Annotated in this window: 23 protein-coding genes; all 23 read right to left on the reverse strand. The window is 45.7% G+C overall.

Annotated features, from left to right (window positions below):
* Positions 1-2: 2 nt before the first annotated feature.
* Positions 3-719 carry a YwmB family TATA-box binding protein gene (locus tag VK080_RS12880; protein WP_324225175.1) on the reverse strand — a complete coding sequence of 239 codons (717 nt, stop codon included), beginning with the start codon at positions 717-719 and terminating at the stop codon, positions 3-5.
* A 103-nt stretch (positions 720-822) separates the two neighbouring features.
* Positions 823-1,056: a DUF1146 family protein gene (locus VK080_RS12885; protein WP_324225176.1), complete on the reverse strand. Its 234-nt coding sequence runs from the start codon at positions 1,054-1,056 to the stop codon at positions 823-825.
* Between the two features lie 738 nt (positions 1,057-1,794).
* The gene (locus VK080_RS12890) at positions 1,795-2,190 is read right to left on the reverse strand and encodes a F0F1 ATP synthase subunit epsilon (RefSeq protein ID WP_324225177.1); all 396 of its coding nucleotides are present in this window, start codon (positions 2,188-2,190) and stop codon (positions 1,795-1,797) included.
* 120 nt (positions 2,191-2,310) lie between these two features.
* Positions 2,311-3,714, reverse strand: a complete 1,404-nt coding sequence (gene atpD / locus VK080_RS12895) for a F0F1 ATP synthase subunit beta (protein WP_324225178.1) — start codon at positions 3,712-3,714, stop codon at positions 2,311-2,313.
* A 274-nt stretch (positions 3,715-3,988) separates the two neighbouring features.
* The gene (atpG, locus tag VK080_RS12900; RefSeq protein WP_324225179.1) at positions 3,989-4,852 is read right to left on the reverse strand and encodes an ATP synthase F1 subunit gamma; all 864 of its coding nucleotides are present in this window, start codon (positions 4,850-4,852) and stop codon (positions 3,989-3,991) included.
* 99 nt (positions 4,853-4,951) lie between these two features.
* Positions 4,952-6,463 carry a F0F1 ATP synthase subunit alpha gene (gene atpA / locus VK080_RS12905; RefSeq protein WP_324225180.1) on the reverse strand — a complete coding sequence of 504 codons (1,512 nt, stop codon included), beginning with the start codon at positions 6,461-6,463 and terminating at the stop codon, positions 4,952-4,954.
* 21 nt (positions 6,464-6,484) lie between these two features.
* Positions 6,485-7,024 carry a F0F1 ATP synthase subunit delta gene (locus tag VK080_RS12910; RefSeq protein WP_324225181.1) on the reverse strand — a complete coding sequence of 180 codons (540 nt, stop codon included), beginning with the start codon at positions 7,022-7,024 and terminating at the stop codon, positions 6,485-6,487.
* Positions 7,021-7,548 carry a F0F1 ATP synthase subunit B gene (locus tag VK080_RS12915; protein ID WP_324225182.1) on the reverse strand — a complete coding sequence of 176 codons (528 nt, stop codon included), beginning with the start codon at positions 7,546-7,548 and terminating at the stop codon, positions 7,021-7,023. Before VK080_RS12915 ends, VK080_RS12910 begins: the two co-directional genes overlap by 4 nt.
* A gap of 169 nt (positions 7,549-7,717) precedes the next feature.
* Positions 7,718-7,924, reverse strand: a complete 207-nt coding sequence (atpE, locus tag VK080_RS12920; protein WP_324225183.1) for a F0F1 ATP synthase subunit C — start codon at positions 7,922-7,924, stop codon at positions 7,718-7,720.
* A gap of 43 nt (positions 7,925-7,967) precedes the next feature.
* Positions 7,968-8,693 carry a F0F1 ATP synthase subunit A gene (atpB, locus tag VK080_RS12925; RefSeq protein WP_324225184.1) on the reverse strand — a complete coding sequence of 242 codons (726 nt, stop codon included), beginning with the start codon at positions 8,691-8,693 and terminating at the stop codon, positions 7,968-7,970.
* Between the two features lie 24 nt (positions 8,694-8,717).
* On the reverse strand, positions 8,718-9,086 hold the full coding sequence (locus VK080_RS12930; RefSeq protein WP_324225211.1) for an ATP synthase subunit I: 369 nt from the start codon (positions 9,084-9,086) through the stop codon (positions 8,718-8,720).
* A gap of 556 nt (positions 9,087-9,642) precedes the next feature.
* Positions 9,643-11,802: a S8 family serine peptidase gene (locus VK080_RS12935; protein ID WP_324225185.1), complete on the reverse strand. Its 2,160-nt coding sequence runs from the start codon at positions 11,800-11,802 to the stop codon at positions 9,643-9,645.
* A 397-nt stretch (positions 11,803-12,199) separates the two neighbouring features.
* Positions 12,200-13,339, reverse strand: coding sequence for a non-hydrolyzing UDP-N-acetylglucosamine 2-epimerase (gene wecB, locus VK080_RS12940; protein ID WP_324225186.1), 1,140 nt, complete (start codon positions 13,337-13,339; stop codon positions 12,200-12,202).
* Positions 13,340-13,357: 18 nt separating this feature from the next.
* Positions 13,358-13,987 carry a uracil phosphoribosyltransferase gene (upp, locus tag VK080_RS12945; RefSeq protein WP_324225187.1) on the reverse strand — a complete coding sequence of 210 codons (630 nt, stop codon included), beginning with the start codon at positions 13,985-13,987 and terminating at the stop codon, positions 13,358-13,360.
* 436 nt (positions 13,988-14,423) lie between these two features.
* Entirely contained in the window at positions 14,424-15,659 is a 1,236-nt protein-coding gene (gene glyA / locus VK080_RS12950) for a serine hydroxymethyltransferase (protein WP_324225188.1), read from the reverse strand.
* A gap of 266 nt (positions 15,660-15,925) precedes the next feature.
* Positions 15,926-16,498 (reverse strand): TIGR01440 family protein, encoded by a 573-nt coding sequence (locus VK080_RS12955; protein ID WP_324225212.1) that lies wholly within the window; start codon positions 16,496-16,498, stop codon positions 15,926-15,928.
* Positions 16,499-16,596: 98 nt separating this feature from the next.
* Positions 16,597-17,205 (reverse strand): low molecular weight protein arginine phosphatase, encoded by a 609-nt coding sequence (locus VK080_RS12960; protein WP_324225189.1) that lies wholly within the window; start codon positions 17,203-17,205, stop codon positions 16,597-16,599.
* 241 nt (positions 17,206-17,446) lie between these two features.
* Positions 17,447-18,001 (reverse strand): manganese efflux pump MntP family protein, encoded by a 555-nt coding sequence (locus tag VK080_RS12965; RefSeq protein WP_324225190.1) that lies wholly within the window; start codon positions 17,999-18,001, stop codon positions 17,447-17,449.
* 106 nt (positions 18,002-18,107) lie between these two features.
* The gene (locus tag VK080_RS12970) at positions 18,108-19,130 is read right to left on the reverse strand and encodes an L-threonylcarbamoyladenylate synthase (RefSeq protein ID WP_324225191.1); all 1,023 of its coding nucleotides are present in this window, start codon (positions 19,128-19,130) and stop codon (positions 18,108-18,110) included.
* Positions 19,131-19,809: 679 nt separating this feature from the next.
* A complete protein-coding gene (locus tag VK080_RS12975) occupies positions 19,810-20,256 on the reverse strand; it encodes a hypothetical protein (RefSeq protein WP_324225192.1) in 447 nt (148 codons plus the stop codon).
* Positions 20,257-20,314: 58 nt separating this feature from the next.
* Positions 20,315-20,935, reverse strand: a complete 621-nt coding sequence (spoIIR, locus tag VK080_RS12980) for a stage II sporulation protein R (protein ID WP_324225193.1) — start codon at positions 20,933-20,935, stop codon at positions 20,315-20,317.
* 119 nt (positions 20,936-21,054) lie between these two features.
* Positions 21,055-21,930: a peptide chain release factor N(5)-glutamine methyltransferase gene (gene prmC / locus VK080_RS12985; protein ID WP_324225194.1), complete on the reverse strand. Its 876-nt coding sequence runs from the start codon at positions 21,928-21,930 to the stop codon at positions 21,055-21,057.
* A 1-nt stretch (position 21,931) separates the two neighbouring features.
* Entirely contained in the window at positions 21,932-23,002 is a 1,071-nt protein-coding gene (gene prfA, locus VK080_RS12990) for a peptide chain release factor 1 (RefSeq protein ID WP_324225195.1), read from the reverse strand.
* Positions 23,003-23,059: the final 57 nt, after the last annotated feature.

The raw sequence follows: 23,059 nt of genomic DNA on the forward strand, positions 1-23,059 counted from the left end.
TATTAATATTCATTGATCAGGATAGGTGTGCCTATCGTTAAACGCTTGCTGTTTTGTGTACTGTTTTGTACCACCATTTGCAAATTCATCGGCTGTTTCATCTTAATCTCTTGCTCCCATAGTGGTGTATACCCGTACACGATTTTTTTAACCGACGTATTAGTCACATTGTCAGTTTGTTTCCGGATGTTCGTCAATTGCAAATCGCTTTTCATTTGATCAAAAAAATAAACACTTTCTATTTTAGCATCAATCGTTGTTGTTAGACAAGCAAACTTTGTCGACTTATTTGTGAAATATGTCGATTTGATGGCGTCAACTCGATTTATATAGGCGATTGCAATTGAATCATTCCAATCTTTCCCTTTTAATACTATAGCAAGTTCAGCTTGATACATTGGGTCTTTTGGAATGACAACATGATAAGTTTCAGAAAAAAGTCCATCTTTTTGTATGCGCTCAATGAAGTATTTTACTGATTTTTCGTCTTCTGTGCCAGTGACCTTATAACCATTTTTATGCTTCATTTTTTCCAGAATACGCCTGATTGCATCTTTGTTCATTTTTTCCTTAATCGTCACCTGCCAGCTGTCAACCGGCAAGTCGCTGCCAGTTACCAGTGAAGCCAGGTCCGTCAGTTCATCTGTCTGTTTCGCAAACGCCGCTGTGTTCATGGTTATTAATAAAAAAACACTTATTATCAGTGCAAGCTTTCGCATAAAAAATCCCCCCTTATCATACTATTTATCAGTATGAACAAGGGGGGGTTCTCCCATACGTTCGAATTAATAGTTTTATAGAATGAGCTGATGCACCCAATGATCAGAAAAGGTACATCAAATCCTGTGACCATTGAATGAATTCAAGGAAAAAGCTGCTGACACCCGTGCCGATGGCAATTGTGATGAACACAATCAGCACTCTCGCTTCTGTTTCCCGTCCTTTTCTGATAAGCGGATCAAAGTTAATGGTCGTGATCACCCGCCAGGTTATATAAATAAAAATCAAATGTGATATCATACTGATGATTGCCATTACACCAATTGAAGAAAACATATTTCCACACCTTTTCGATTGTTCAATCAAACATTTGCCTCACATCAATTGTTACTTTGCCATGTATCAAGGTTTTTGTCAAACGTTGGTGTCTTGGGCCAAGAGGTCAGGCACACTGCCCACTCAATTTCTTAAAAAACATAACACATATATTGTCAGTCAGTCATGTCAATTACTGTTATTATTTCCCGGGAAATATCGACAGAATGGTGTCCCTTTGTGATGTGTAAGATGCCGGTGCAAATGCTGGATAAGAGATTCTGTTGATATTTCAGCTCTTCTGCAGATATTTTGTTTCTTCTGTAGATGCCGCTGCTCTTTTGAAAATAACTCATCCCTTCTGCAGATATCACCGTTTTTCCGCAAATTTTTTGTCAAATTTTCATAGATCAAAAGCGAAAATCTCTTATAACACATTGTTACAAGAGATTTTCGCTTTATCCCGCATATAACGGACATTAATCACCCATAAAACGGGGGATAACTGTCCGTAAATGTCCGATTCGGCTCGGGCCAACACGATGTTGGTCACAAAGGCGTTGCAACACGACGTTGCGTACTTAGCCTTTGTTCCCCTCATTCAGCGGGGCAAACCACCCCGCTGAATGAAGTTTCGCTTTTCCCCGCATGTAAAGGTCAGTAACCCGCCAAAATACGGCGGGCAACTGACCTTAAATGCCCGATTCGGCTCAACTAACATTCATCGGGGAAAACCACCCCGCTGAATGAAGTTTCGCTTTATCGTGCAACGTCCAATCGGTTTATTGCGCGTTTGAGTGCCAATTCTGCTCGTTTGAAATCAATGTCATCCTGTTTGGATTGGAGGCGGCGTTCAGCCCGCTGTTTGGCCTCTTCTGCCCGCTGCACATCGATATCACTGGGTTTTTCCGCTGATTGAGCAAGAATCGTTACTTTATCAGGCCGCACTTCTAAAAATCCGCCACTAACAGCCAAATGTTTTGTATCTTTCTCTTGTTTTAAACGTACTGAGCTGATTGTCAATGGCGCAACCATCGGGATGTGCCCCGGCAATACACCGAGCTCCCCATTTTCGGCTTTACAGCTGACCATGTCAAAACTGTCTTCTAATACCGGACCATCAGGAGTAACAACACTCACAGTCAGTGTTTTCAATGTAACCCCTCCTAGAGACAGGTGAATAGCTGGGTGAAATCACACGGGACAATCTCATGTTATCAATTCGCTGATATCATTGGGATTGTTTTGCTTTCACCCAGTATTTCGCCTGCATTATTAATCCATGTCTTTTGCTTTTTCCACGACTTCCTCAATACGGCCCACCAGACGGAATGCATCCTCAGGCAGGTCATCATATTTGCCGTCCAGAATTTCTCTGAACCCTTTAACTGTTTCTTCTACCGGCACATATGAACCAGGCTGCCCGGTAAACTGTTCAGCCACATGGAAGTTCTGAGACAGGAAGAATTGGATACGGCGTGCGCGGGCAACCGTCAATTTATCATCATCAGAAAGTTCATCCATACCAAGGATGGCGATAATATCCTGCAATTCTTTGTATTTCTGCAGTGTTTGCTGCACTTCACGCGCCACTTTATAATGCTCTTCACCGACCACTTCAGGGTCCAGGGCACGGGACGTTGACGCCAGTGGATCAACTGCCGGATAGATACCTTGCTCAGACAAGCCACGGTCAAGGTTGGTTGTTGCGTCCAAGTGGGCAAATGTCGTTGCCGGTGCAGGGTCTGTATAGTCGTCAGCAGGCACATAAATGGCCTGGATCGATGTTACCGACCCTTTATCCGTCGTTGTAATACGCTCCTGCAGCTGCCCCATTTCGGTTGCAAGCGTTGGCTGATAACCAACAGCCGATGGCATACGGCCAAGCAGCGCGGAAACTTCCATACCTGCCTGGGTGAAACGGAAAATATTATCGATAAATAACAGCACGTCCTGTCCTTGTTCATCACGGAAGTATTCTGCCATGGTCAAACCGGTCAGGGCAACGCGCATACGTGCACCGGGCGGCTCGTTCATCTGACCGAACACCATGGCTGTTTTGTTAATAACGCCGGAATCCTTCATTTCATAGTAAAGGTCGTTCCCTTCACGTGTCCGCTCACCAACACCAGCAAACACGGAAATACCACCATGCTCCTGGGCAACGTTGTTGATCAATTCCTGTATCAGAACTGTTTTACCAACACCTGCACCACCGAACAGGCCGATTTTCCCACCTTTTGTATAGGGTGCCAGCAGGTCAACAACTTTGATGCCAGTTTCCAAAATTTCTGTATCAGTGGTCAGGTCTTCAAATTCCGGCGGCTGACGATGAATCGGATCTCGTCGGTTGTCTTCCGGTACCGGCTCATCAAGGTCAATGTTATCACCAAGGACGTTGAAAACACGGCCAAGAGTCGCTTCACCTACCGGTACGGAAATCGGGCCGCCTGTATCTTCAATTGTCATATTGCGTTTCAAGCCATCTGTTGAGTCCATCGCAATCGTACGAACTGCATTATCCCCAAGGTGAAGTGCGACTTCCAATGTCAGATCAATGTCCACATCATCTTCACCGGGGCGGACAACTAATGCATTATTGATATCAGGGAGCTGGCCTTCGTCAAATTTAACGTCGACAACAGGTCCCATGACTTGTGTAATGTGTCCTTTGCTCATTGATTTCCCTCCTATCCTTCTATCGACCATTCCGAGAAGATGTTCAAAAAGTCCGGTAACAATGGCACATCAAACAGGGGACCTTCTGCTAAAACCGCCCACGTCCTGTGGCGGGCGCAGAACTCACCACAAACAAGAGAAGCCCGCTGCTCGAAACGACGGCGTCTTGAACTTTCAACGCACGAGACGTGCTAGTGCAAGCGCCCGTGATTGTCATCGCGAACTTAGCCTGCCGGTCCTTGTTATCCTCCTTTTTGAACACGCATTCCAAGTGCTACTCAAGTGCTGCTACACCGCCGATGATTTCATTGATCTCCTGTGTGATTGCTGCCTGGCGTGCACGGTTATACGACAATGTCAAGTCATCGATAAGCTCGTTGGCATTATCGGTTGCATTACGCATTGCTGTCATCCGCGCTGCGTGCTCACTCGCTTTTCCATCCAGTAATGCACCATAAATTAAACTTTCCGCATATTGCGGCAATAGCACTTCGAGAATCTGCTCCTGATTTGGCTCGTACTCATACTGACTGGATCCAGTATTTGCTTGTTCTTCAATATTTGTCAATGGCAGCAGCTGTTTTGATGTCACGACTTGCGAAATGGCACTTTTATAATGGTTATAATACATCGTCAGTTCATCGATTTCCTCATCAATAAACATTTGTACCGTTTCAGAAGCAAGCTCTTTTATATCATTGAAATTCGGCTGGTCTGCCATCCCAAGTATACTTTTGGCAATCGGCATTCCCCGTTTTTGGAAAAATTCGTATCCGACACGCCCAACAACGATTATCGTATATTCATCGGTTGACTGATGGCGTTTTTGAATGGTTTCATGAATCTTCTTCAGAACACCGCTGTTATAGGCACCTGCCAAACCGCGGTCAGATGTGATCACAAAATAGCCGGATTTTTTCACATCACGCGCCTCAAGCATCGGATGAGCGGCATCCATATTACTGCTCGCGATGCTGGCGACCACTTCCTGAATTTTTTCACTGTACGGAACGAACGATTTGGCGTTTTCTTCAGCTTTGTTCATTTTAGAAGCCGAAACCATTTCCATTGCCTTTGTAATCTGTTTGGTCTTTGATGTCGAGTCAATTCGTTTTTGAATATCTCTAAGTGATGCCAAGCATTTCACCACCCTTCCTTCACAGGCTGGAGGTTAGACGTCAGAGCCCGGCATGCAGCCAAAGCCCCTTTATCCAAACTCATGTCTTCGTCTGATCATTTATTGGTCACTTGGTAAAAATGTCTTTTTGAACGATTCAACTGCTTCACTCATCTCTTCATCTTCAGCCAGTTTGCCGGTTTCACGGATCGTTGAAAGCAATTCTTTCCGATTTTGGTCGAGCCATGTATGGAACTCAGCCTCAAAACGGGTGATATCCTCAACCGGAACGTCATCAAGGAACCCTTTCGTTAAGGCGTAAATAATCATGACCTGCTTTTCAACCGCCAGCGGTTCATGCAATCCTTGTTTCAGGATTTCCACTGTCCGTGCACCACGGTCAAGCTTTGCCTTGGTTGATTTATCCAAATCTGAACCAAACTGTGCGAATGATTCCAGTTCACGATACGAAGCCAGGTCAAGACGCAATGTACCGGCAACTTTCTTCATCGCTTTCAGCTGTGCTGAACCACCAACACGGGATACGGATAAACCTGCGTTGATCGCCGGACGTACACCTGAGAAGAACAAGTCTGACTGCAGGAAAATTTGCCCGTCGGTAATAGAGATGACGTTTGTCGGGATATAGGCACCAATGTCGCCTGCCTGTGTTTCAACAAATGGCAGTGCTGTCAGTGAACCGCCGCCTTTGTCATCACTCAATTTAGCCGCGCGTTCCAACAGACGGGAGTGCAAATAGAATACGTCCCCAGGGAATGCTTCACGGCCTGGCGGGCGACGAAGCAGTAAGGAAAGTTCACGGTATGCGGCAGCCTGCTTGGTTAAGTCATCATACACAACAAGTACGTGCTTGCCTTGGTGCATGAATTCTTCACCCATTGATACACCTGCATACGGCGCCATGTATAACAGTGGTGCCGGCTCTGATGCACTCGCAGACACGACAATAGTGTTGTCCAGTGCACCATAACGGCGGAATGTTTCGACCGTACTTCTGACGGTTGATTCCTTCTGACCGATCGCCACATAAATACAAATCATATCCTGATCTTTTTGGTTCAGGATTGTATCAACCGCAATCGTCGTTTTACCGGTCTGACGATCACCGATGATCAATTCACGCTGTCCGCGTCCGATCGGAACAAGCGCGTCAATCGCCTTAATACCCGTCTGCAGTGGCTCATTAACTTCCTGCCGATCCATAATGGATGGTGCAGGTGATTCGATTGGACGGCTTTTGGTCGTTTCCACCGGTCCTTTGCCATCAATCGGCTGGCCCAGCGGGTTAACAACGCGTCCAAGCAATTCCTCCCCTACAGGTACTTGCATAACTCTGCCTGTGCGGCGGACTTCATCACCTTCATGAATATCTGAAAACGGACCTAAGATGACGATACCGACGTTTCCTTCTTCAAGGTTCTGGGCCATCCCCATAACGCCGTTGGAAAATTCAAGAAGCTCACCGGCCATGGCATCATCAAGGCCGTGTGCACGTGCAATCCCATCACCGACTTCAATGACAGTGCCAACATCGCTAACTTCAATATCCGAATCAAAATTTTCGATTTGCTGTTTTATCAGTGAACTGATTTCTTCAGCTTTTATGCTCATACCATTTCACCCCTATCTTCTTTAGTCTGCTGTTACAATATTTCGCTCGATCCGTTTTAATTTGCCTTGAATCGTGCCATCATAGATTGTATTGCCGATCTGCAGTTTAATCCCGCCGATGACTGACGGATCCACGATTGTTTCAAGCTTTATCGCCTGTTTATTAAAACGTTTCGCAAACACGGTTTCAAGCTGTTCCTTTTCATCTTCCGACAATTCCCGGACAGAATACACTTTGGCTTCTGCAATTCCTTTCACATCGTTTACCAGCTGGGTAAAATGGTCAATAATGGCGGGCACAATTGCAACACGGTGCCGCTCGGTCAATAATTTCAATGTGTTTAGCACATCGTCTGAAAATCCTTGAAACACATCGTTCATAAATTGATTTTTCTTATCATTATCAACGCGCGGATGTTCCAGGAATGGCACAAGCTTTTTGTTTTCATTAAAAATTGATTTCAGGACATGACATTCTTCCACAAGCTGATCCAACGTTCCTTTTTCATTCCCAAGCTGAAAAAGAGCTTCGGCATAGCGGCTGGTAACAACTTCACTCATCGCTCTTCTCCTGCCTCTTTAATGTATTGATTAATCAGCTCTTCCTGATCCTGTGCACTGATTTCTTTTTCAATCACTTTGCTGGCAATGAGAACGGATAATGAAGCGACTTTGTCCTGAAGTGTCAGTATCGCTTTTTCTTTTTCACTTTCGATTTCTTCCTGTGCTGATTCTTTGATGCGATCTGCCTCACGACGGGCGGATTCGATAATATCCTGCTCTTGTTTTGTGCCAGCGCTTTTCGCATCTTCTATAATCTTTTGTGCTTCCTGTTTGGTCTGTTTTAATTGTTCGGCTGCTTCGGCCCGTGCCTTTTCAGCCTCTGCACGGTCCTGTTCAGCAGATTCAATTTCACTGGCGACATACGCTTCACGTTTTTGCATCACATTCATGAGCGGGCCCCAAGCAAATTTTTTCAATAACCATAGCAGTAATAGGAAAAAAACCAATTGGGTGAGCATATCCCCAACCTGCAGTCCTCCAACACTCGCTGCAATGATTGGAACACCAGTAGCTGAATGCACAGTATTCACTCCTTTCGCAAAACGTCGGGTTGGTTATATACGAATCAAATCATTCAATCATATTAAAATTCACGCTATATCTACTTTTTAATGTTGAGCCGGAACATAAAGGAATGGCGATAATCCGGGCATACCGAACCTCGCCATAACGCGATATGTTAATGCTTCATTACACAACCATAAATGCGATAACAACTGCGAAAATCGGAATCGCCTCAACCAACGCTACACCGATAAACATTGTCGTTTGAAGTGCACCACGCAACTCCGGTTGACGTGCAATTCCTTCTACTGTACGGCTGACAATCATACCGTTACCCAAACCCGCTCCTAAAGCGGCTAATCCAATTGCAATTGCTGCTGCTAAAGCTCCCATTGTAATTTCCTCCTTTTATAAATAAAGCTGTTCTATTATTTCATTAATGGTCTGTGCTCACTTTTTGAGACAGATATACCATTGTTAAAATAGTGAAGATAAAGGCTTGTATGGCTCCAATGAATAAACTGAATGCTTGCCATGCCATCAGTGGTATGCCTGAGAAAATAAAGGCAAAAGCAGAGCCAGATGTTGCCATCGATACGATTAAGCCCAGTAAGATTTCACCAGCATAGATGTTTCCAAATAGACGCAAACCTAATGTCAACGTATTGGTGAACTCCTCGATGATATTTAATGGGAATAGAAACGGCAATGGACGGAAATAATCCTTACCATATTCTTTAACCCCTTTTACTTTTATACTGTAAAAATGGGTTAAAATAATAACCATCGCGGCAAGTGTTAATGTAAGACCGGCATCAGCAGTTGGTGATTTCCACCACAAGTCATGTCCAACAACCCCAATGGTTGCGACACCGAGGATGTTACTCACAAATATGTAAGTAATCAATGTCAGTCCCAGAGGCAGAAACACCTTTCCTGTTTTCCAGTCCATCGTGTCGTTAATCATACCTTTTACAAAGTCAATTAGCCACTCCATGAAATTTTGCATCCCTGTCGGTTTCATTTGTAATCGACGACTTCCAACAACACCAATGATAAATACAATTAATGATGCAACGGCTATCATTAACACATTCGATAAGTTGAAATCAAGCCATGATATCCCGAACACGTCATGCACAATCGGTGCTTCATGATCCACTTTGCTTCACCCCTCTTCCTAGCACTATTCTTTAGATTTAGACATAAAAAAATCTATCATAATGACCAGATAGGATGTCATTAATCCAATGATAACAAAAATCATGTCGAAATAATCATCATAGCGGAGTGCAATCAGAACGACCAAAACGGCTGCTGCCATCCTGGAAAGCGTTCCGAGGCCCCTTGCCCGCTGATTCTTTTCCGCTGATTCAGCAAACGCATTAATTTTGTGCTGCAACAGCCAAAGGTTGTAAAAGCTTGCAGCACTGCCCAAAAGCAGTCCGAGGAAAACTCTTGGGTATGGTGTAAAACCTGCTCCAAGGACGAATACAGCGAGAATGTAGAACATCCACTTGCGTTGTCTATTAACCATCTTTCCATAATACGACATGATATGACTCTTCTCCCAAACTCCGAGCATGATAATCGTCCCCTGTATCAGCTCACTTTGCGGGAATGAGCCTTTGTAACAGAAGTGAGGCAAATCACAGCTGATGCGGAATTAACATCCTATAATTATGTAAGGTTACGTCCCGACACCGCGAGGACATGAAACCCTTACCATTCCACACTAAGCTAGTTTACATTAGCCATATCCCAATGTCAATCAGTATGATAATGAAATAAAATACCAATGGCTGCCAGTATCTCACTGCATCATACGTACCGTTCGACGCGTATTTCAGCCTCCTGATTTCTTATTATATAGGAAGATACCCTCCCAATTCTATGAAGATTTTGTGAACAAATTGTTTGTCGATATGCCCCGATGATTTTTCCCACCTTAACGGGCTGTAAAATTCCTTAAAAACAGCGGCTAACTTTCTGCAAATGCCGATTCTGCTCGATATAGGACGGACATTCTTGATAACACGACGTCTTGGTTCTTGGCCTTTGTTCCCCTCCTTCAGTGGAGACAATCGTTCCGTTGGATGAGGTTTTTCCATTCAGGGGATATGAACACTTGTCTGATAGCTGGCCATTTCCCCGTTAGCAAGTTTGACGTTGATGACAGCCAGATATTGGCCTGATTTGCCGAGATCTGATTGTTCCAGCTGACCTTCATTTAAGCCAACCTGAACGTCCTCCATTTGCACGAGTGTCCGTTCAAAAACAAGTGTATCCGGGTTGTACAACATTATCTCAACACGTTCTGCTGGCTCGGCTAAGTAAAGCTGATAAGCGTACACATCATCGGAAAATGGCTTCAACGAAAAGTCAAATCCCATTGCTTTCGGGTAGTCTGCCGTTTTATTGACAAAAAGATACGGCAGCTGGTACTGCTCCTCATCCTGGTTCAATGTCAGCCATCCCTGATGCAGCCCTTCGGTAACTTGTGAGCTGTTGATCGTCAATTTGATTGGAAGCTTTTTTGTTTCCCCTTCATCCAACGTAAAGGTCAACGGTAAATCCCAGGTCAATCCTTTTTGTTTGGCCGGGACTGAAAAATTATAAGTCTGCTGCCCTTCTGATTGGTTTTCGATGGTGATGTCAACTGTTTTCGTCTCGTTATTCGCATCGATTTTACCAAATGCCAACAGTGGGTAATCAATAATCGTCCCGGTGCTGATCGCTTTTTCCGGCCGAATTTCTCCCATCCCCTGAATGATCGGGGCAAACGGTTCACCCTGTTCGTTTCTGACACGTTTTGCTGTTGTTTTTAACGCACCTTCAAGCTGTTCAGTCGTCCAGTTGGGATGCGCTTCCATGAGAAGTGCCATCACGCCGGTGACATGTGGTGCGGCCATGCTCGTGCCTTGAAGTTCCTGATAGCCGTCTGGGACAGTACTCAAAATATTGGTGCCTGGTGCACTCACTTCAGGCTTCAAATCCCAGTTCACGGTAACCGGGCCGCGTGAACTGAAATCGGCTATGGTTTGTTTCGTTGTTTCATCCTTTGTATCCATGTAGCGCGTTTTGCTGCCGATGTTTTGGATAAGCCATTCACCATCCTGTTTCGAAATCGATGCAACAGGAATCTGTATATTGGCGTCAGCATCCGAAATCATCCCCTGGAACTTCCCCGGTTCATTGTTATAAATGACTGCAGCGACCGCACCAGCATCCTGTGCCTGTTTGGCCAGCTCGGTAAAAGGCGTTTCACCACGCTCCATCAGGGCGATTTTTCCCCGAACATTCTGCCCGTTAAAAACAGCCACGTCATAGCTTTTTCCCAGGTCCCACGGTACAGATCCATTCATCCCGGTCAGCGGAATTTTTTTGTCACTTAACGGTTCCAATAAATATGGGACGGATTGCGGATCGGATACCGCGCCAACGGAAAGCGCATTTGCGGCCGTCGCCGGGGACCCGATTGTCCAGTTTTCCGGTCCGTCATTGCCATTTGCGATGACGACAGGCACACCAAGGCCCGTCGCGCGGTTCACGGCAGCACTTGTCGGAAAATCCGGCCCATTGACTGTGTTCCCAAGGGAAAGATTGATGATATCCGCCCCGTCATCAACTGCCTGCTCCAATGCTGCAATCACCTGGACAGATGTCCCCATGCCACCGGGACCAAGGGCACGATAAGCATAAATGGATGCATCAGGTGCAACCCCTTTCAGTTCGCCGTCCGCTGCAATAATGCCCGCAACATGTGTGCCATGCTGTGTCGGAATCCCTTCTGAGGCAGTGGTCTCCATCGGATCATCATCCAAGTCAACCAGATCATAGCCGCCTGCGTAATTTTTGGCAAGATCAGGGTGCTCATAGTCGATCCCCGTATCAATCACTGCAACCTGAACGCCTTTACCTGTATAGGACGTCTTATTGAGCGCTGAGGGGATAACGCTATTGTCAGTTTGTTTCAGTGACTGGGACTGCGTTTCATATGTTGAAACCGGGTGAACTGCTTTAATGAACTCGAGTGATTCTATCTTGTCAAAGCGATCCGGTTCTGCTTTAAGTGCCAAACCATTGAATAACGTGTCATATATATGAACCACTTCGATATAAGGATAGTACGTGTTAAGGAATGTCTTATGCTCGTCGGGATTACCGTCGACTTCAATGATGACCGATTCTTTCGTCTGGTCGTCCATCGCACTGGCAGTGGGAGACAAAACAGTGAAAGTAAATATGAAAATGAAGAGGAATCGGAACATGGCGGGTTCTCCTTTTTTGCAGTTGGTATATTATTTATTAGGATTTGAAAAGAGATGGAAAAACATACATTTAAGCGGACCGGGAATGTGGTAAAAAATTATCTCCAGTAGCATTGAACTGTTCGGGGGAAGATTTGGTTACTGGTGTGATGTTTCAGTGTGCTGGGTTCGTGCTCTCATGTTTACCGTGCTCGAGTCCGTGACGGTCCTTGCACCCATGTATCGGTTTTCGCCCCATGTTTTGGATTTCGCGCCCATGGTTCGGTTCCTTGTGCCCATGTTGCGGCTCTCGCGCTCATGTTTCGATTCTCCCGCCCATGATGCAACCCCTCATGTCCATGTTTCGATCTTATATTATTAACAGGGCTATCCAACCAAACAAGAAGGATACAGTGGGTCATCCACCGGATCCTTCTTGTTCCTGCTTATTAAAATATGCCACAATCGCATCGGCAATTCTGCCCGAAGCCTCGCCATCACCATACGGATTGGATGCTTTTGCCATTTTTTCATGGGCTGCATCGTCGCTCAACAATTCGTCGGCTAGATTAAAAATATTGTCTTCATCTGTACCGGCTAATTTCAAGGTGCCTGCTTCGATACCTTCCGGGCGCTCGGTCGTATCACGCAGAACAAGAACCGGCACACCCAGAGATGGTGCTTCTTCCTGTACACCGCCTGAGTCAGTCATAATCAAGTGCGATTTGGCTGCGAAGTTATGGAAGTCAACAACACCAAGCGGCTCAATCAATTTGATGCGGTCGTCATCACCTAAAATGTCGTTGGCGGTCTGCTGGACAACTGGATTCAAGTGCACCGGGTAAAGAACCTGGATATCATGGTGGGTATCGACAAGCCGTTTAATGGCGCGGAACATTTGCTTCATATTGCTGCCAAGGTTTTCCCGTCGATGTGCTGTCACAAGTACCAGCCGTCTGTCACCCATTTCATTCATAATCGGACTGGCATAAGCAGCATCAACAGTTGTTTTCAATGCGTCAATCGCTGTATTTCCAGTCACTACAATACGGTCGGACGGCTTGTTTTCATCGAGCAGGTTCTGTTTTGATTTATCAGTTGGCGCAAAATGCAAATCAGCCATAACACCTGTCAATTGGCGATTCATTTCTTCTGGGTATGGTGAGTATTTGTCCCATGTGCGCAGGCCTGCCTCTACATGACCCACCGCAATCTGATTGTAGTAGGCAGCCAGTGACGCTGCGAACGTTGTTGTCGTATCACCATGCACCAGCACAATATCCGGTTTTGTCTCTTTCATGACCTCATCAAGGCCTTCCAGCGCTCGTGTCGTAATTTGCGCCAATGATTGCTTCTTTTTCATGATGTTCAAATCAAAATCAGGTGTGATACCGAAAATTTCCAGCACCTGATCAAGCATTTCACGATGCTGTGCTGTTACCGTTACAATCGGCTCAAATTCTTCAGGTCGTTTTTTCAACTCGAGAACGAGCGGCGCCATTTTGATTGCTTCAGGTCTTGTTCCGAATATGGTCATGACTTTAATGGGGTTATTCATTACCGCTCACCCCAAGCATTATTTCGTGCCATACAACCGATCACCGGCATCACCGAGTCCTGGTATGATATAGCCGTGGTCATTTAATTTCTCATCGAGTGCGGCCAGGAAAATATCGACATCAGGGTGTTCGTTCTGAATGACCTCAACACCCTCTGGAGCGGCGACAAGACACATCAGCCGAATTTGTTTTGCCCCGCGTTTTTTCAGGGAATGGATCGCATCATTGGCGGAACCGCCTGTTGCCAGCATGGGGTCGATGACGATCAGTTCACGTTCTTCTATGTCAGAAGGAAGCTTGATGTAATACTCATGCGGCTTTAATGTTTCCGGATCACGGTATAAACCGACATGTCCGACACGAGCTGCGGGAATCAGTTTCAGCATACCGTCAACCATGCCAAGTCCGGCACGAAGAATTGGAATCAGCCCGATCTTTTTGCCTGCAAGAACTTGGGCTTCTGCCTCCATTACCGGTGTTTCAATTGTTTTTTCCTTTACAGGCAGGTTACGGGTAATTTCAAAGGCCATCAGCATCGCAACCTCGTCAACAAGTTCGCGAAATTCCTTTGTACCCGTATGTTTATCGCGTATGTACGTCAATTTGTGTTGAATTAACGGATGATCAAGCACGTGCACTTTTCCCATTTTGACTGATCACTCCTTCTCATTAGTGGCATCTTTAAAATTGTACTGAAAAATGGCCTGGCTTTCAAGTGAAGCTTTTATAGCGTTTCGGGACAAAGGGTCAGGGTTTGTCCCCTCCTGTAAAGAATTGATCAGCGTAATTATTTTTTATAGTGGTAATTTTTGGTGCACCAAAAATTAAATCCATTGAACGCAGTATCCGCTTTGCTGTCGGCGAATTTTACCGGGAACCGCGCGATATTTTGGTACTGTCGCGCGAATTCAGGACTGCGCCGCGCGAAATAACGTAGGACTCGCACGATTTTAGCTCTTTGTCGCGCGAATTCGGTCCGCCATCGCGCGAATTTCACCAGGTTCCGCGCGATATTTTGAATCCCGCCCCTTCTCACACAAATCCACAGAAAAAAGGACGCTCCCCAAAGGAACATCCTTCAACTTATACGTATAATGGAAATTTGCCGGTCAACGTTTTAACACGGGCTTCGGCTTCACGCAAAACGTTTTCGTCTTCATGATTTTTCAAAACGGATGCTATGATTGAAGCGATTTCTTTCATCTCCGCTTCCTTAAAACCACGCGTTGTCACGGCTGCTGTGCCCATGCGGATGCCGCTCGTCACAAACGGGCTCTCGTTATCAAACGGGATTGTATTTTTATTTGCGGTGATCCCGATATCATCGAGCGCTTTTTCACCCACTTTTCCGGTAAGATTGAGTGGCGTTACATCTAAAAGCAGCAAATGATTATCGGTCCCGTCTGATACGACACGAACACCTTCTTGAATCAAAGCATCACTCAGTGCTTTTGCGTTTTGGATGATTTGTTTTGCGTAGGTCTTGAAATCATCAGACAGGGCTTCCTTGAAGGAAACGGCTTTGGCAGCAATGATGTGCATGAGCGGTCCGCCTTGCATGCCAGGAAACACGTTTTTATCAATCTTTTTCGCATATTCCTCTTTGCATAAAATCATACCGCCGCGTGGTCCGCGCAGTGTTTTATGCGTTGTGGTCGTTACGAAATCAGCATATTCCACCGGATTCTGATGGAGTCCGGCTGCAACTAGCCCGGCAATGTGCGCCATGTCCACGAGCAAATACGCACCGACCTGATCGGCAATTTCACGAAATTTGGCAAAATCAATTTTACGTGAGTATGCGCTCGCACCGGCAACAATCAATTTTGGCTGAACTTCCTTTGCTCGTTCGAGTACGGCATCATAGTCAAGCTTCTCAGTTTCCTCGTCGACACCGTAATCAACAACATGATACATTTTCCCGCTGAAATTCACAGGGCTGCCGTGTGTCAAATGGCCGCCATGGTTGAGATTCATGCCAAGAATGGTATCACCCTGTTCCAGTATGGAAAAATACACCGCCATGTTCGCCTGTGCTCCGGAATGCGGCTGAACGTTGGCATGATCTGCACCGAACAGTTCCTTCGCCCGGTCACGTGCCAGATTTTCCACAACATCCACATGCTCACAGCCCCCGTAGTAGCGTTTGCCCGGGTAACCTTCTGCGTATTTGTTCGTCAGTACCGATCCCATTGCTTCCATAACTGCTTCGGATACAAAATTTTCAGATGCAATCAGTTCAATTTTTTCCTGCTGGCGTGTTTTTTCTGCCTGCATTGCTTCATACACTTCATGATCCGTTTGCTTTACATGATCCATATGTTGTTCCCCCTTGAGTTTGTTATAGATTTTGCCATGATTGATTGGATTTTGTGATATCAACCGAAAATATGATTTATCAACCAAATTTTGTGCGATATCAACCAAATATACGATTTATCAACCGAATTTTTTAAATATCAACCGAGTATTCGTTTTATCAACCAAAATTCCGAGATATCAACCAATTATCCGCTTTATCAACCAATTTTTTACGATATCAACCAAAGCCGCACGAGCCTTAGCCCAGCATCCTGCAGCACTCTTTAATATGCATCGTAACCCGCATCTCGACGATCATATACAGCGCGTTTTCCGCCGATTAATTTCGGGCGGGTGCGTGCGGCAGTGACCCGTGCATTTCCGATCATCCGCTGTTCAAACCTCAATGGTACGGCAACCGGTTTCAAATGCATACCAATCATCGTTTCGCCGATATCGATGCCACTGTCTGCCCGGATTGTTTCAACTACAACAGGATTTTTCATATGTTTATAGGCATAAGACGCCATCGAGCCGCCTGCACGAGGTACCGGGATGGCTGAAACGTCTTCAAGACTGTGCCGCAGCATCGTTTCCTTTTCCACAACCAGCGCGCGGTTCAGATGTTCACAGCACTGAAAAGCGATCGCAATTCCTAACTTTGATGGCAATGCTGATAATGCTTCAAATATGACAGCGGCAATCTCTTCGCTGCCGGACGTACCAATTCGTTCCCCGGCGACTTCGCTGGTCGAGCAGCCGACCACAAATATGTCTCCCGGATTCAAGTGTCCGCTTTCCACCCATTCATTGGAAATAGCCTCCATATCATGTCTGACCCGCTGCTTCAAACCCATCACAGCTCACCTTCCCCTTGCTTTGATTGATTCATTTCATAAGCTGTCACTTTTTCATTCAAGACGATTATTTTCGCAATCTTGGTACATAACACCAATCACTTGTCATACAGCTTTTTGGCCAATTCATTAATATGTTTTTCCAATTCGCCTAAAGTTTTCTGATATATTTCCCTGTCACCGCCAAACGGATCCGAAATATCGTAATTAATCAGACTGGATTCAAGTTTTTGGATCTTTTCCCAATCATCTTGCAAATATTGCCTGAGTGCCTTTTCAAGCTGATGTTGTTTCATTTTGTGCTTATTGCGGTGAATGAACTGTGACCGTTTTTCTTCATAATCGGCATATTGCTGCTTCAGTTCATGCCATATCTTTTTATCTGCATGTGAAACATATTCTTTTAGTGTGAAGTACTTTTCCTGAAAATCAGGATATTCGAGGATCAACGACTGTTTGTGCTGTGTTGTCATCGTCAGGACCAAATCCGCCCACTGCAGCAGCCTGCTCGTCACCGGCTGGGATCTTGAATCCAGGGTAACGCTCTGTTGTTGCAACGCTTCAATCGCATAATCGTTCGGCCGCTGACCCTTGGCAGCATAAATTCCCGCCGACTGCACTTCAGCCTCAGGTACTTTATGTTTTAATAATGCTTCCGCCATCGGGCTTCGACACGTATTTCCAGTACAAACAAACAATATCTTCATTGGATGAACCTCCGATAAAGTGAAACTTCTTCAGTGGGTCGTCTACTACCTGTAAGATAAATCCTATCCAAACTATATCATAGAATGGTATTGTTGTCAGAAAAAAATCGGGGAAAAAGAAGTGGATAAACGCTGAATTCTTGGTTCTTTCCAGAAGTCAGCTTGTGGGTGATAAGCATATCCACCCGCTATCAGACAGATAAAAACCCTCCGCCATTCGCAGAGAGTTTCCTTTCATTGATCAGCCAAACAATATATTCAGTCCAAACCCGCAAAGGATGCTGCCGCCTAAAATTTCACTGTAAACACCGAGCAGGCCATGCATTTTGCGAGCTAAAATCATACCTGTCCAAGTTAGCATCATGCTGGCTGCCCCAAACAGTATTAAGGCGATGGCTGTTTTTACTTGTGACAGCCCAAGACTGAGGCCAACTGAAAAGCTGTCGAGGCTGACACTCAGCGCGAAAAAAATTAATCCAACGCCGATCGGCTGGGCCAGACGTTTTAATTCATGGTTAAACGCAGAAAAGATCATTTGTGCGCCAATTCCCACAAGCAGCAAGCCTCCTGTGAGTATTGCATATTGCCCGATTTGTGCGGAGATTGCTTGTCCCAGTAAAATACCGATAAACGGCATGATCATATGAAATAAACCAACAACAGCGCCAACAAACGCAATCCGTTTCAACCTTATCTTCTGCATTCCCAGGCCAAGGCTGACTGAAAAGGCATCCATTCCCAATGCAATTGCCATAAACACAAGTGATACAATTTCGCCTATGTGATAAACCGACATCCGCAATCCCCCCTCGGACATGCTAATAGATTATATGCCTGTCCGGGGGGAAATATGCAAGCAATCCACCCGCGTGTTAGAGGGTCATGTTATCCACAAGTCCAAATTAATGATCCACATATGCAGTGGCCGCTTTTTCAAGCCGATTCATGACGGCCAGTCCGATGTCTGTTTGTGGAAACGTTTCACACAAAATCAAATCGACATCACCATTTTTAAAAATACGCAATGCATCATACAGCCTGGATGCAATTTCACGCAGATCCGATCCGAGCGGAATAATACGGTCTGCCTGCAGTTGATCGGCCGTTTCCGTGCTGGCCATAACCCCAATCCGTTTCTGGCTGTCGCGTTCCCTGTCAATGATTACCTGGATGTTTTTGGGCATGCCCGCCACCAGCCACATAGGAACTTCGGGCGCGTAATGTGTATATTTCATACCCGGTGATTTTGGGTTATCAGACGTGTTCGCCAGCGCCGGATCAACCATAACAGTGCCCACTGCCTCCTCAAGCTGTTCTTTCGTGATGCCGCCCGGTCTGAGAACGACCGGTATATCCTGTGAACAATCAACAACCGTTGATTCCACCCCAACACCGGTCGGTCCGCCATCCACAAGCCCGGCAATTTTTCCCTGCAAATCCGCCCAAACATGATCAGCAGTGGTCGGACTTGGCTTTCCGGAAATATTCGCACTAGGGGCCGCAATCGGCAGTTCGCATGTTTTAAGCAATTCCTGGGCTACCGGATGTTCGGGAATTCGTACACCAATTGTGGATAACCCCGCCGTGACATTACTGGCACATACACCGTTACTTGGCAAAACAACCGTCAGCGGACCTGGGGTGAATGTGTCCAGTAATGTTTTGGCAATGTCCGGCAATATGCTGACCAGTTTGCTCAGCTGCTCTTTTGTTGCAACATGGGCAATCAGTGGATTGTCTTCCGGTCTGCCTTTTGCCTTGAAAATCTTTGAAACTGCACGACTGTCGGCTGCATTCGCCCCCAATCCGTAAACTGTTTCAGTCGGAAATGCCACCGTCTCGCCATTTTTCAGAAGTTCAGCCGCTTCCTGAATCGCTTGATGATTGGGCTGTTCCTTTTGCATGTTCCATCGTTTCGTCTGCACACTCTGTCCCTCATTTCTATCGTTTCGCCGCATATAATGGTCAATAACCCGCCAATATACGGCGGCTAACTGACCCTAAATGCACGATTCAGTTCGGGCCTGCACGAGGCAGGTCACAAAGGCGTTGCAACAGGACAAGGAAAGCTTCGACAGCGATACATCGCACGAAGAAAAGTGTCTTTCCTTTTTCGAGGACGCCCGAGTACTTAGCCTTTGTTCCTCTTTTTCAGCGGAGAAAACCGCTCCGCTGAATGTAGTTTCACTTTTCCCCGCATGTAATGGACAGTAACCCCCCAAAAAAAACGGGGGGATAACTGTCCATAAATGCCCGATTCGGTTCAACTAACATTCAACAGGGATAAAACGCCCTGTTGAATGTAGTTTCACTTTATTCTAGCTGAACAGGTTTTTTTACGCAAAAAAATAAGCCTGATGGAAGTTTTCCACAGGCTATCCACAGGGTGAAAACGGGGCCAGCGCCCGGCTTCAATAATATTTTTCTTTTTCTATTAAACACGGGCTTCAACAGCATTTCAGCCCTGTTATGATGGCAACAACTGTCTATCAGCCGATTTATATCCTAATGCACGTTTTCCACAGTGATGTGTATAATTTTTGCTGTTATCCAACTGTTTTCAACAAGTTATCAACAGTCGCTGTGCGTAACTTTTGAAACGCGTTATGAGACGTTATAGGTCCACCAACTGCCGTTATTGTCAGGGTAATCCGACACTAACGCATTTTCCTTTTGTGGGGAAAATTGCAGTGCTTCAAGCAAAACATCAACCATTGGCTGATGGCTGTGGACAAATAGTTGCTTTGCCTGTTTTTCTTTGGCTAATGCGAGTATTGATTCCAATAAAATCGGCAATGACGCAGCTGCGTTCTTTGTCACATAAAGCTGTTTCAGCCAGTAAATATCGTCATCTACCGTATCGATGACAAAACATCCCTCGATCTGACCTTTTAACTCAACAACATAACCCTTTTCCAGCAATATATCTCGTTTGACATCCTTGTTGTTTTCCAAAAAACGTTCCAGCTTTTCTTCTGAAGCATAATTCGCCGCGATTAGTTCCATTTTTTTCACCTCAATGATTTTAGGCTTTTCCCAATACGTGTCCAAAAAGCTGCTCTTGATGAACCTTTCTAGTACGTTATGCAGAAACTAGAAAATCTATGACCTAATCAAACCATTCAAAGAGGAAAAATTTTACCTCGGCTTCTTCTTTTTCGTCCTCGGGTTCTTCATCGGGGTCTTCATCTGATTGGCCTTCTTCCGCTTCAGCAACACTGGTACCGTTTGAAAAATCCAGAAAACACAACGGCGGGAAAAGGACACACCACCAATTGGCACCCTGGCCATCCCCAAGGGTGATCAGCACGGCTTCATATTCACCCGGTGGGTACAGATATGAACCGTATAGCTTGGCTGGGAAAGTGACTTTTTTCCCATATTCAACATCAAGGGCCTGCTGCTCATTCTCCGCTTCCAGAACACTTGCGGCAATATCATGGATTTCCGGGATCTTTGCCTCTATTAATTTTCTTGCATCATTAATGTCGGTCAAATCTTCAACCCATTCAGTGATGGCAGCATTCACCTCATCACGGACCTTCCGTTTCAGCGCCTGATCGTCCTGCTTATCACTGTTAGCCAGAATGCGCAGACGAATCGCTTCATCTGGAATCACTTTGATATCGGACTTGGTGCTGCCTGATCCAGCTTCACCAATCATTATTTGAACTGACATTATTAATATCATCATCATGAATATAATGGCTGAAATCGTAACCTTTCGCATCTAAAAAACCCCTCTCCAATCTGTTATCCAACATTATGGACGAGGGGTGTATTTTTCATACTATTAATCTATTAATTTATTGGGACATGGAATCAGGCTCCGTCCCGTTTTAAACCAGGTCATTTTTTGGGACATAAAACCTGGCCCCATGCCGCGCTGATAATGCGGTCTTTTCCGTTAATATCCTGGATAATGGTTACGTCGCATTTCCCGGGTGCACTTTCCAGCAGGGATTTGATGGCCTGTCCCTGCTGATGCCCGATTTCGAAAAAAACATAACCTTCTTGTTTCATCACGTTCGGCAGGTTGTGGATGATTTCTTTATATGCGCCCAGGCCCTGGTCGTCCGCGAAAAGTGCGCGTTCTGGATCAAAATTTTTGACCGTATCAGAGAGCAGCGTTTTTTCTTCAGGAGCGATATACGGCGGGTTGGACACAATCATATCAACGTGAATATTTTGCTCAATCAGCGGCTGCAAATAATCACCCTCCAGAAAAGTAACGTTTGCACCGAATCGATCTGCATTTTCACGGGCAACGTCAAGCGCTTCCGACGAAATATCGGTTGCGTAAACATGAGCCTCTGGAATTGCCAGTGCCAGCGTTATCGCGATAATCCCGCTCCCGGTACCGATATCCGCCATTGTGATCGGCCCATGTGGCACTGTCCGGATGATATGCTGAACAAGTTCCTCTGTTTCAGGACGTGGTATAAGTGTATGTGCATTAACATAAAAATCCCTGCCGTAAAATGAGGCATAGCCGGTAATGTGCTCAACCGGCACACCGGTTTCCGCATGTCGCTCAATCGCCTGCCAAAATGACGTTAAGACCTTTTCAGGCACGGAATCGCGCATCATCATGAATAATGTTGACCGTGAAACGCCAAGATAATGCTGCAGGAGCCATTCTGCCACCTTTGGCTCACGATTATTTTCTTCTAAAAAAAGCGAAGCCCGGCGCAGGACTTCGTGTTGTTTCGGTTCGTGTTCCATTTTACTCACCAATTTGTTCGAGTTTCTTCGCTTGTTCTTCCAGCAATAGTGCATCGATGAATTCATCCAATTTTCCTTCCATCACCTGGTCAAGCTTTTGAATGGTCAAGCCAATCCGGTGGTCGGTTACACGGCTCTGCGGAAAATTGTAGGTGCGGATGCGTTCCGAGCGGTCACCGGTTCCCACAGCGGATTTGCGGTTTTCATCATACGCCGCCTGTGCTTCCTGCTGGTATTTATCATAAATACGCGCACGCAGCACTTTCATCGCTTTTTCCTTATTTTTGATTTGCGATTTTTCATCCTGACAGGACACAACAATTCCGGTTGGCTCATGTGTCAGCCTTACAGCGGACATCGTTGTGTTAACACTTTGACCGCCGGGACCGCTTGATGCGAATGTGTCCACACGGATGTCTTTTTCATTGATATCGACTTCCACTTCTTCCGCTTCAGGCAAAACTGCCACTGTCGCAGTAGACGTATGGATACGGCCGCCGGATTCCGTCTCCGGGACACGCTGTACACGGTGTGCGCCATTTTCGTATTTCAATTTGGAGTAAGCACCGGTACCGTTCACCATGAAGACTATTTCCTTATACCCGCCAACACCGGTTGACGTTGCCTCGATGACATCGGTTTTCCAACCCTGTGCTTCGGCAAATTTGCTGTACATACGATAAAGATCACCCGCAAATAAAGCTGCTTCGTCACCGCCCGCTGCACCGCGGATTTCGATGAACACGTTTTTATCATCGTTCGGATCTTTTGGCAGAAGCAATATTTTTAAGTTTTCCTCAAGCTCTTGCTCCTTTTCGGAAAGCTCCTCGATTTCAGCTTTTGCCATTTCCTGCATGTCATCATCGGATTCTTCTTCAAGCATTTCCTTCGTATCTTTTAATTGCTGTTCCACATCTTTATATGTCCGGTAAGTCTGCACGACCTCTTCAAGATCAGACTGCTCCTTGGAATACTCGCGCAGTTTAGTTGTATCACTTATAACCTCAGGATCGCTGAGCAGTTCATTCAGTTTATCATATCGGTCTTCCAATGATTGCAATCGCTCTAACACAACGGTCACCTCTTTTCGATTAACAGTCTAATTATAGTATACTCGGAATGTGAGGTC

The sequence above is a fragment of the Lentibacillus sp. genome (genome assembly GCF_035301925.1).
Lineage (GTDB): Bacteria > Bacillota > Bacilli > Bacillales > Amphibacillaceae > Lentibacillus.

Coding starts and splice junctions, on each gene's coding strand:
- VK080_RS12930 (WP_324225211.1), bottom strand. CDS start 9,086: ATGTCGTATTATGGAAAGATGGTTAATAGACAACGCAAGTGGATGTTC.
- spoIIR (WP_324225193.1), bottom strand. CDS start 20,935: ATGCGAAAGGTTACGATTTCAGCCATTATATTCATGATGATGATATTA.
- VK080_RS12955 (WP_324225212.1), bottom strand. CDS start 16,498: ATGGGTTTGAAGCAGCGGGTCAGACATGATATGGAGGCTATTTCCAAT.
- atpE (WP_324225183.1), bottom strand. CDS start 7,924: ATGGGAGCTTTAGCAGCAGCAATTGCAATTGGATTAGCCGCTTTAGGA.
- VK080_RS12965 (WP_324225190.1), bottom strand. CDS start 18,001: ATGTCGGTTTATCACATAGGCGAAATTGTATCACTTGTGTTTATGGCA.
- atpD (WP_324225178.1), bottom strand. CDS start 3,714: ATGAGCAAAGGACACATTACACAAGTCATGGGACCTGTTGTCGACGTT.
- upp (WP_324225187.1), bottom strand. CDS start 13,987: ATGGGAAAAGTGCACGTGCTTGATCATCCGTTAATTCAACACAAATTG.
- VK080_RS12935 (WP_324225185.1), bottom strand. CDS start 11,802: ATGTTCCGATTCCTCTTCATTTTCATATTTACTTTCACTGTTTTGTCT.
- VK080_RS12910 (WP_324225181.1), bottom strand. CDS start 7,024: ATGAGTGAAGTTGTTACCAGCCGCTATGCCGAAGCTCTTTTTCAGCTT.
- VK080_RS12960 (WP_324225189.1), bottom strand. CDS start 17,205: ATGAAGATATTGTTTGTTTGTACTGGAAATACGTGTCGAAGCCCGATG.
- prmC (WP_324225194.1), bottom strand. CDS start 21,930: ATGGAACACGAACCGAAACAACACGAAGTCCTGCGCCGGGCTTCGCTT.
- atpA (WP_324225180.1), bottom strand. CDS start 6,463: ATGAGCATAAAAGCTGAAGAAATCAGTTCACTGATAAAACAGCAAATC.
- glyA (WP_324225188.1), bottom strand. CDS start 15,659: ATGGATCATGTAAAGCAAACGGATCATGAAGTGTATGAAGCAATGCAG.
- VK080_RS12880 (WP_324225175.1), bottom strand. CDS start 719: ATGCGAAAGCTTGCACTGATAATAAGTGTTTTTTTATTAATAACCATG.
- wecB (WP_324225186.1), bottom strand. CDS start 13,339: ATGAATAACCCCATTAAAGTCATGACCATATTCGGAACAAGACCTGAA.
- VK080_RS12885 (WP_324225176.1), bottom strand. CDS start 1,056: ATGTTTTCTTCAATTGGTGTAATGGCAATCATCAGTATGATATCACAT.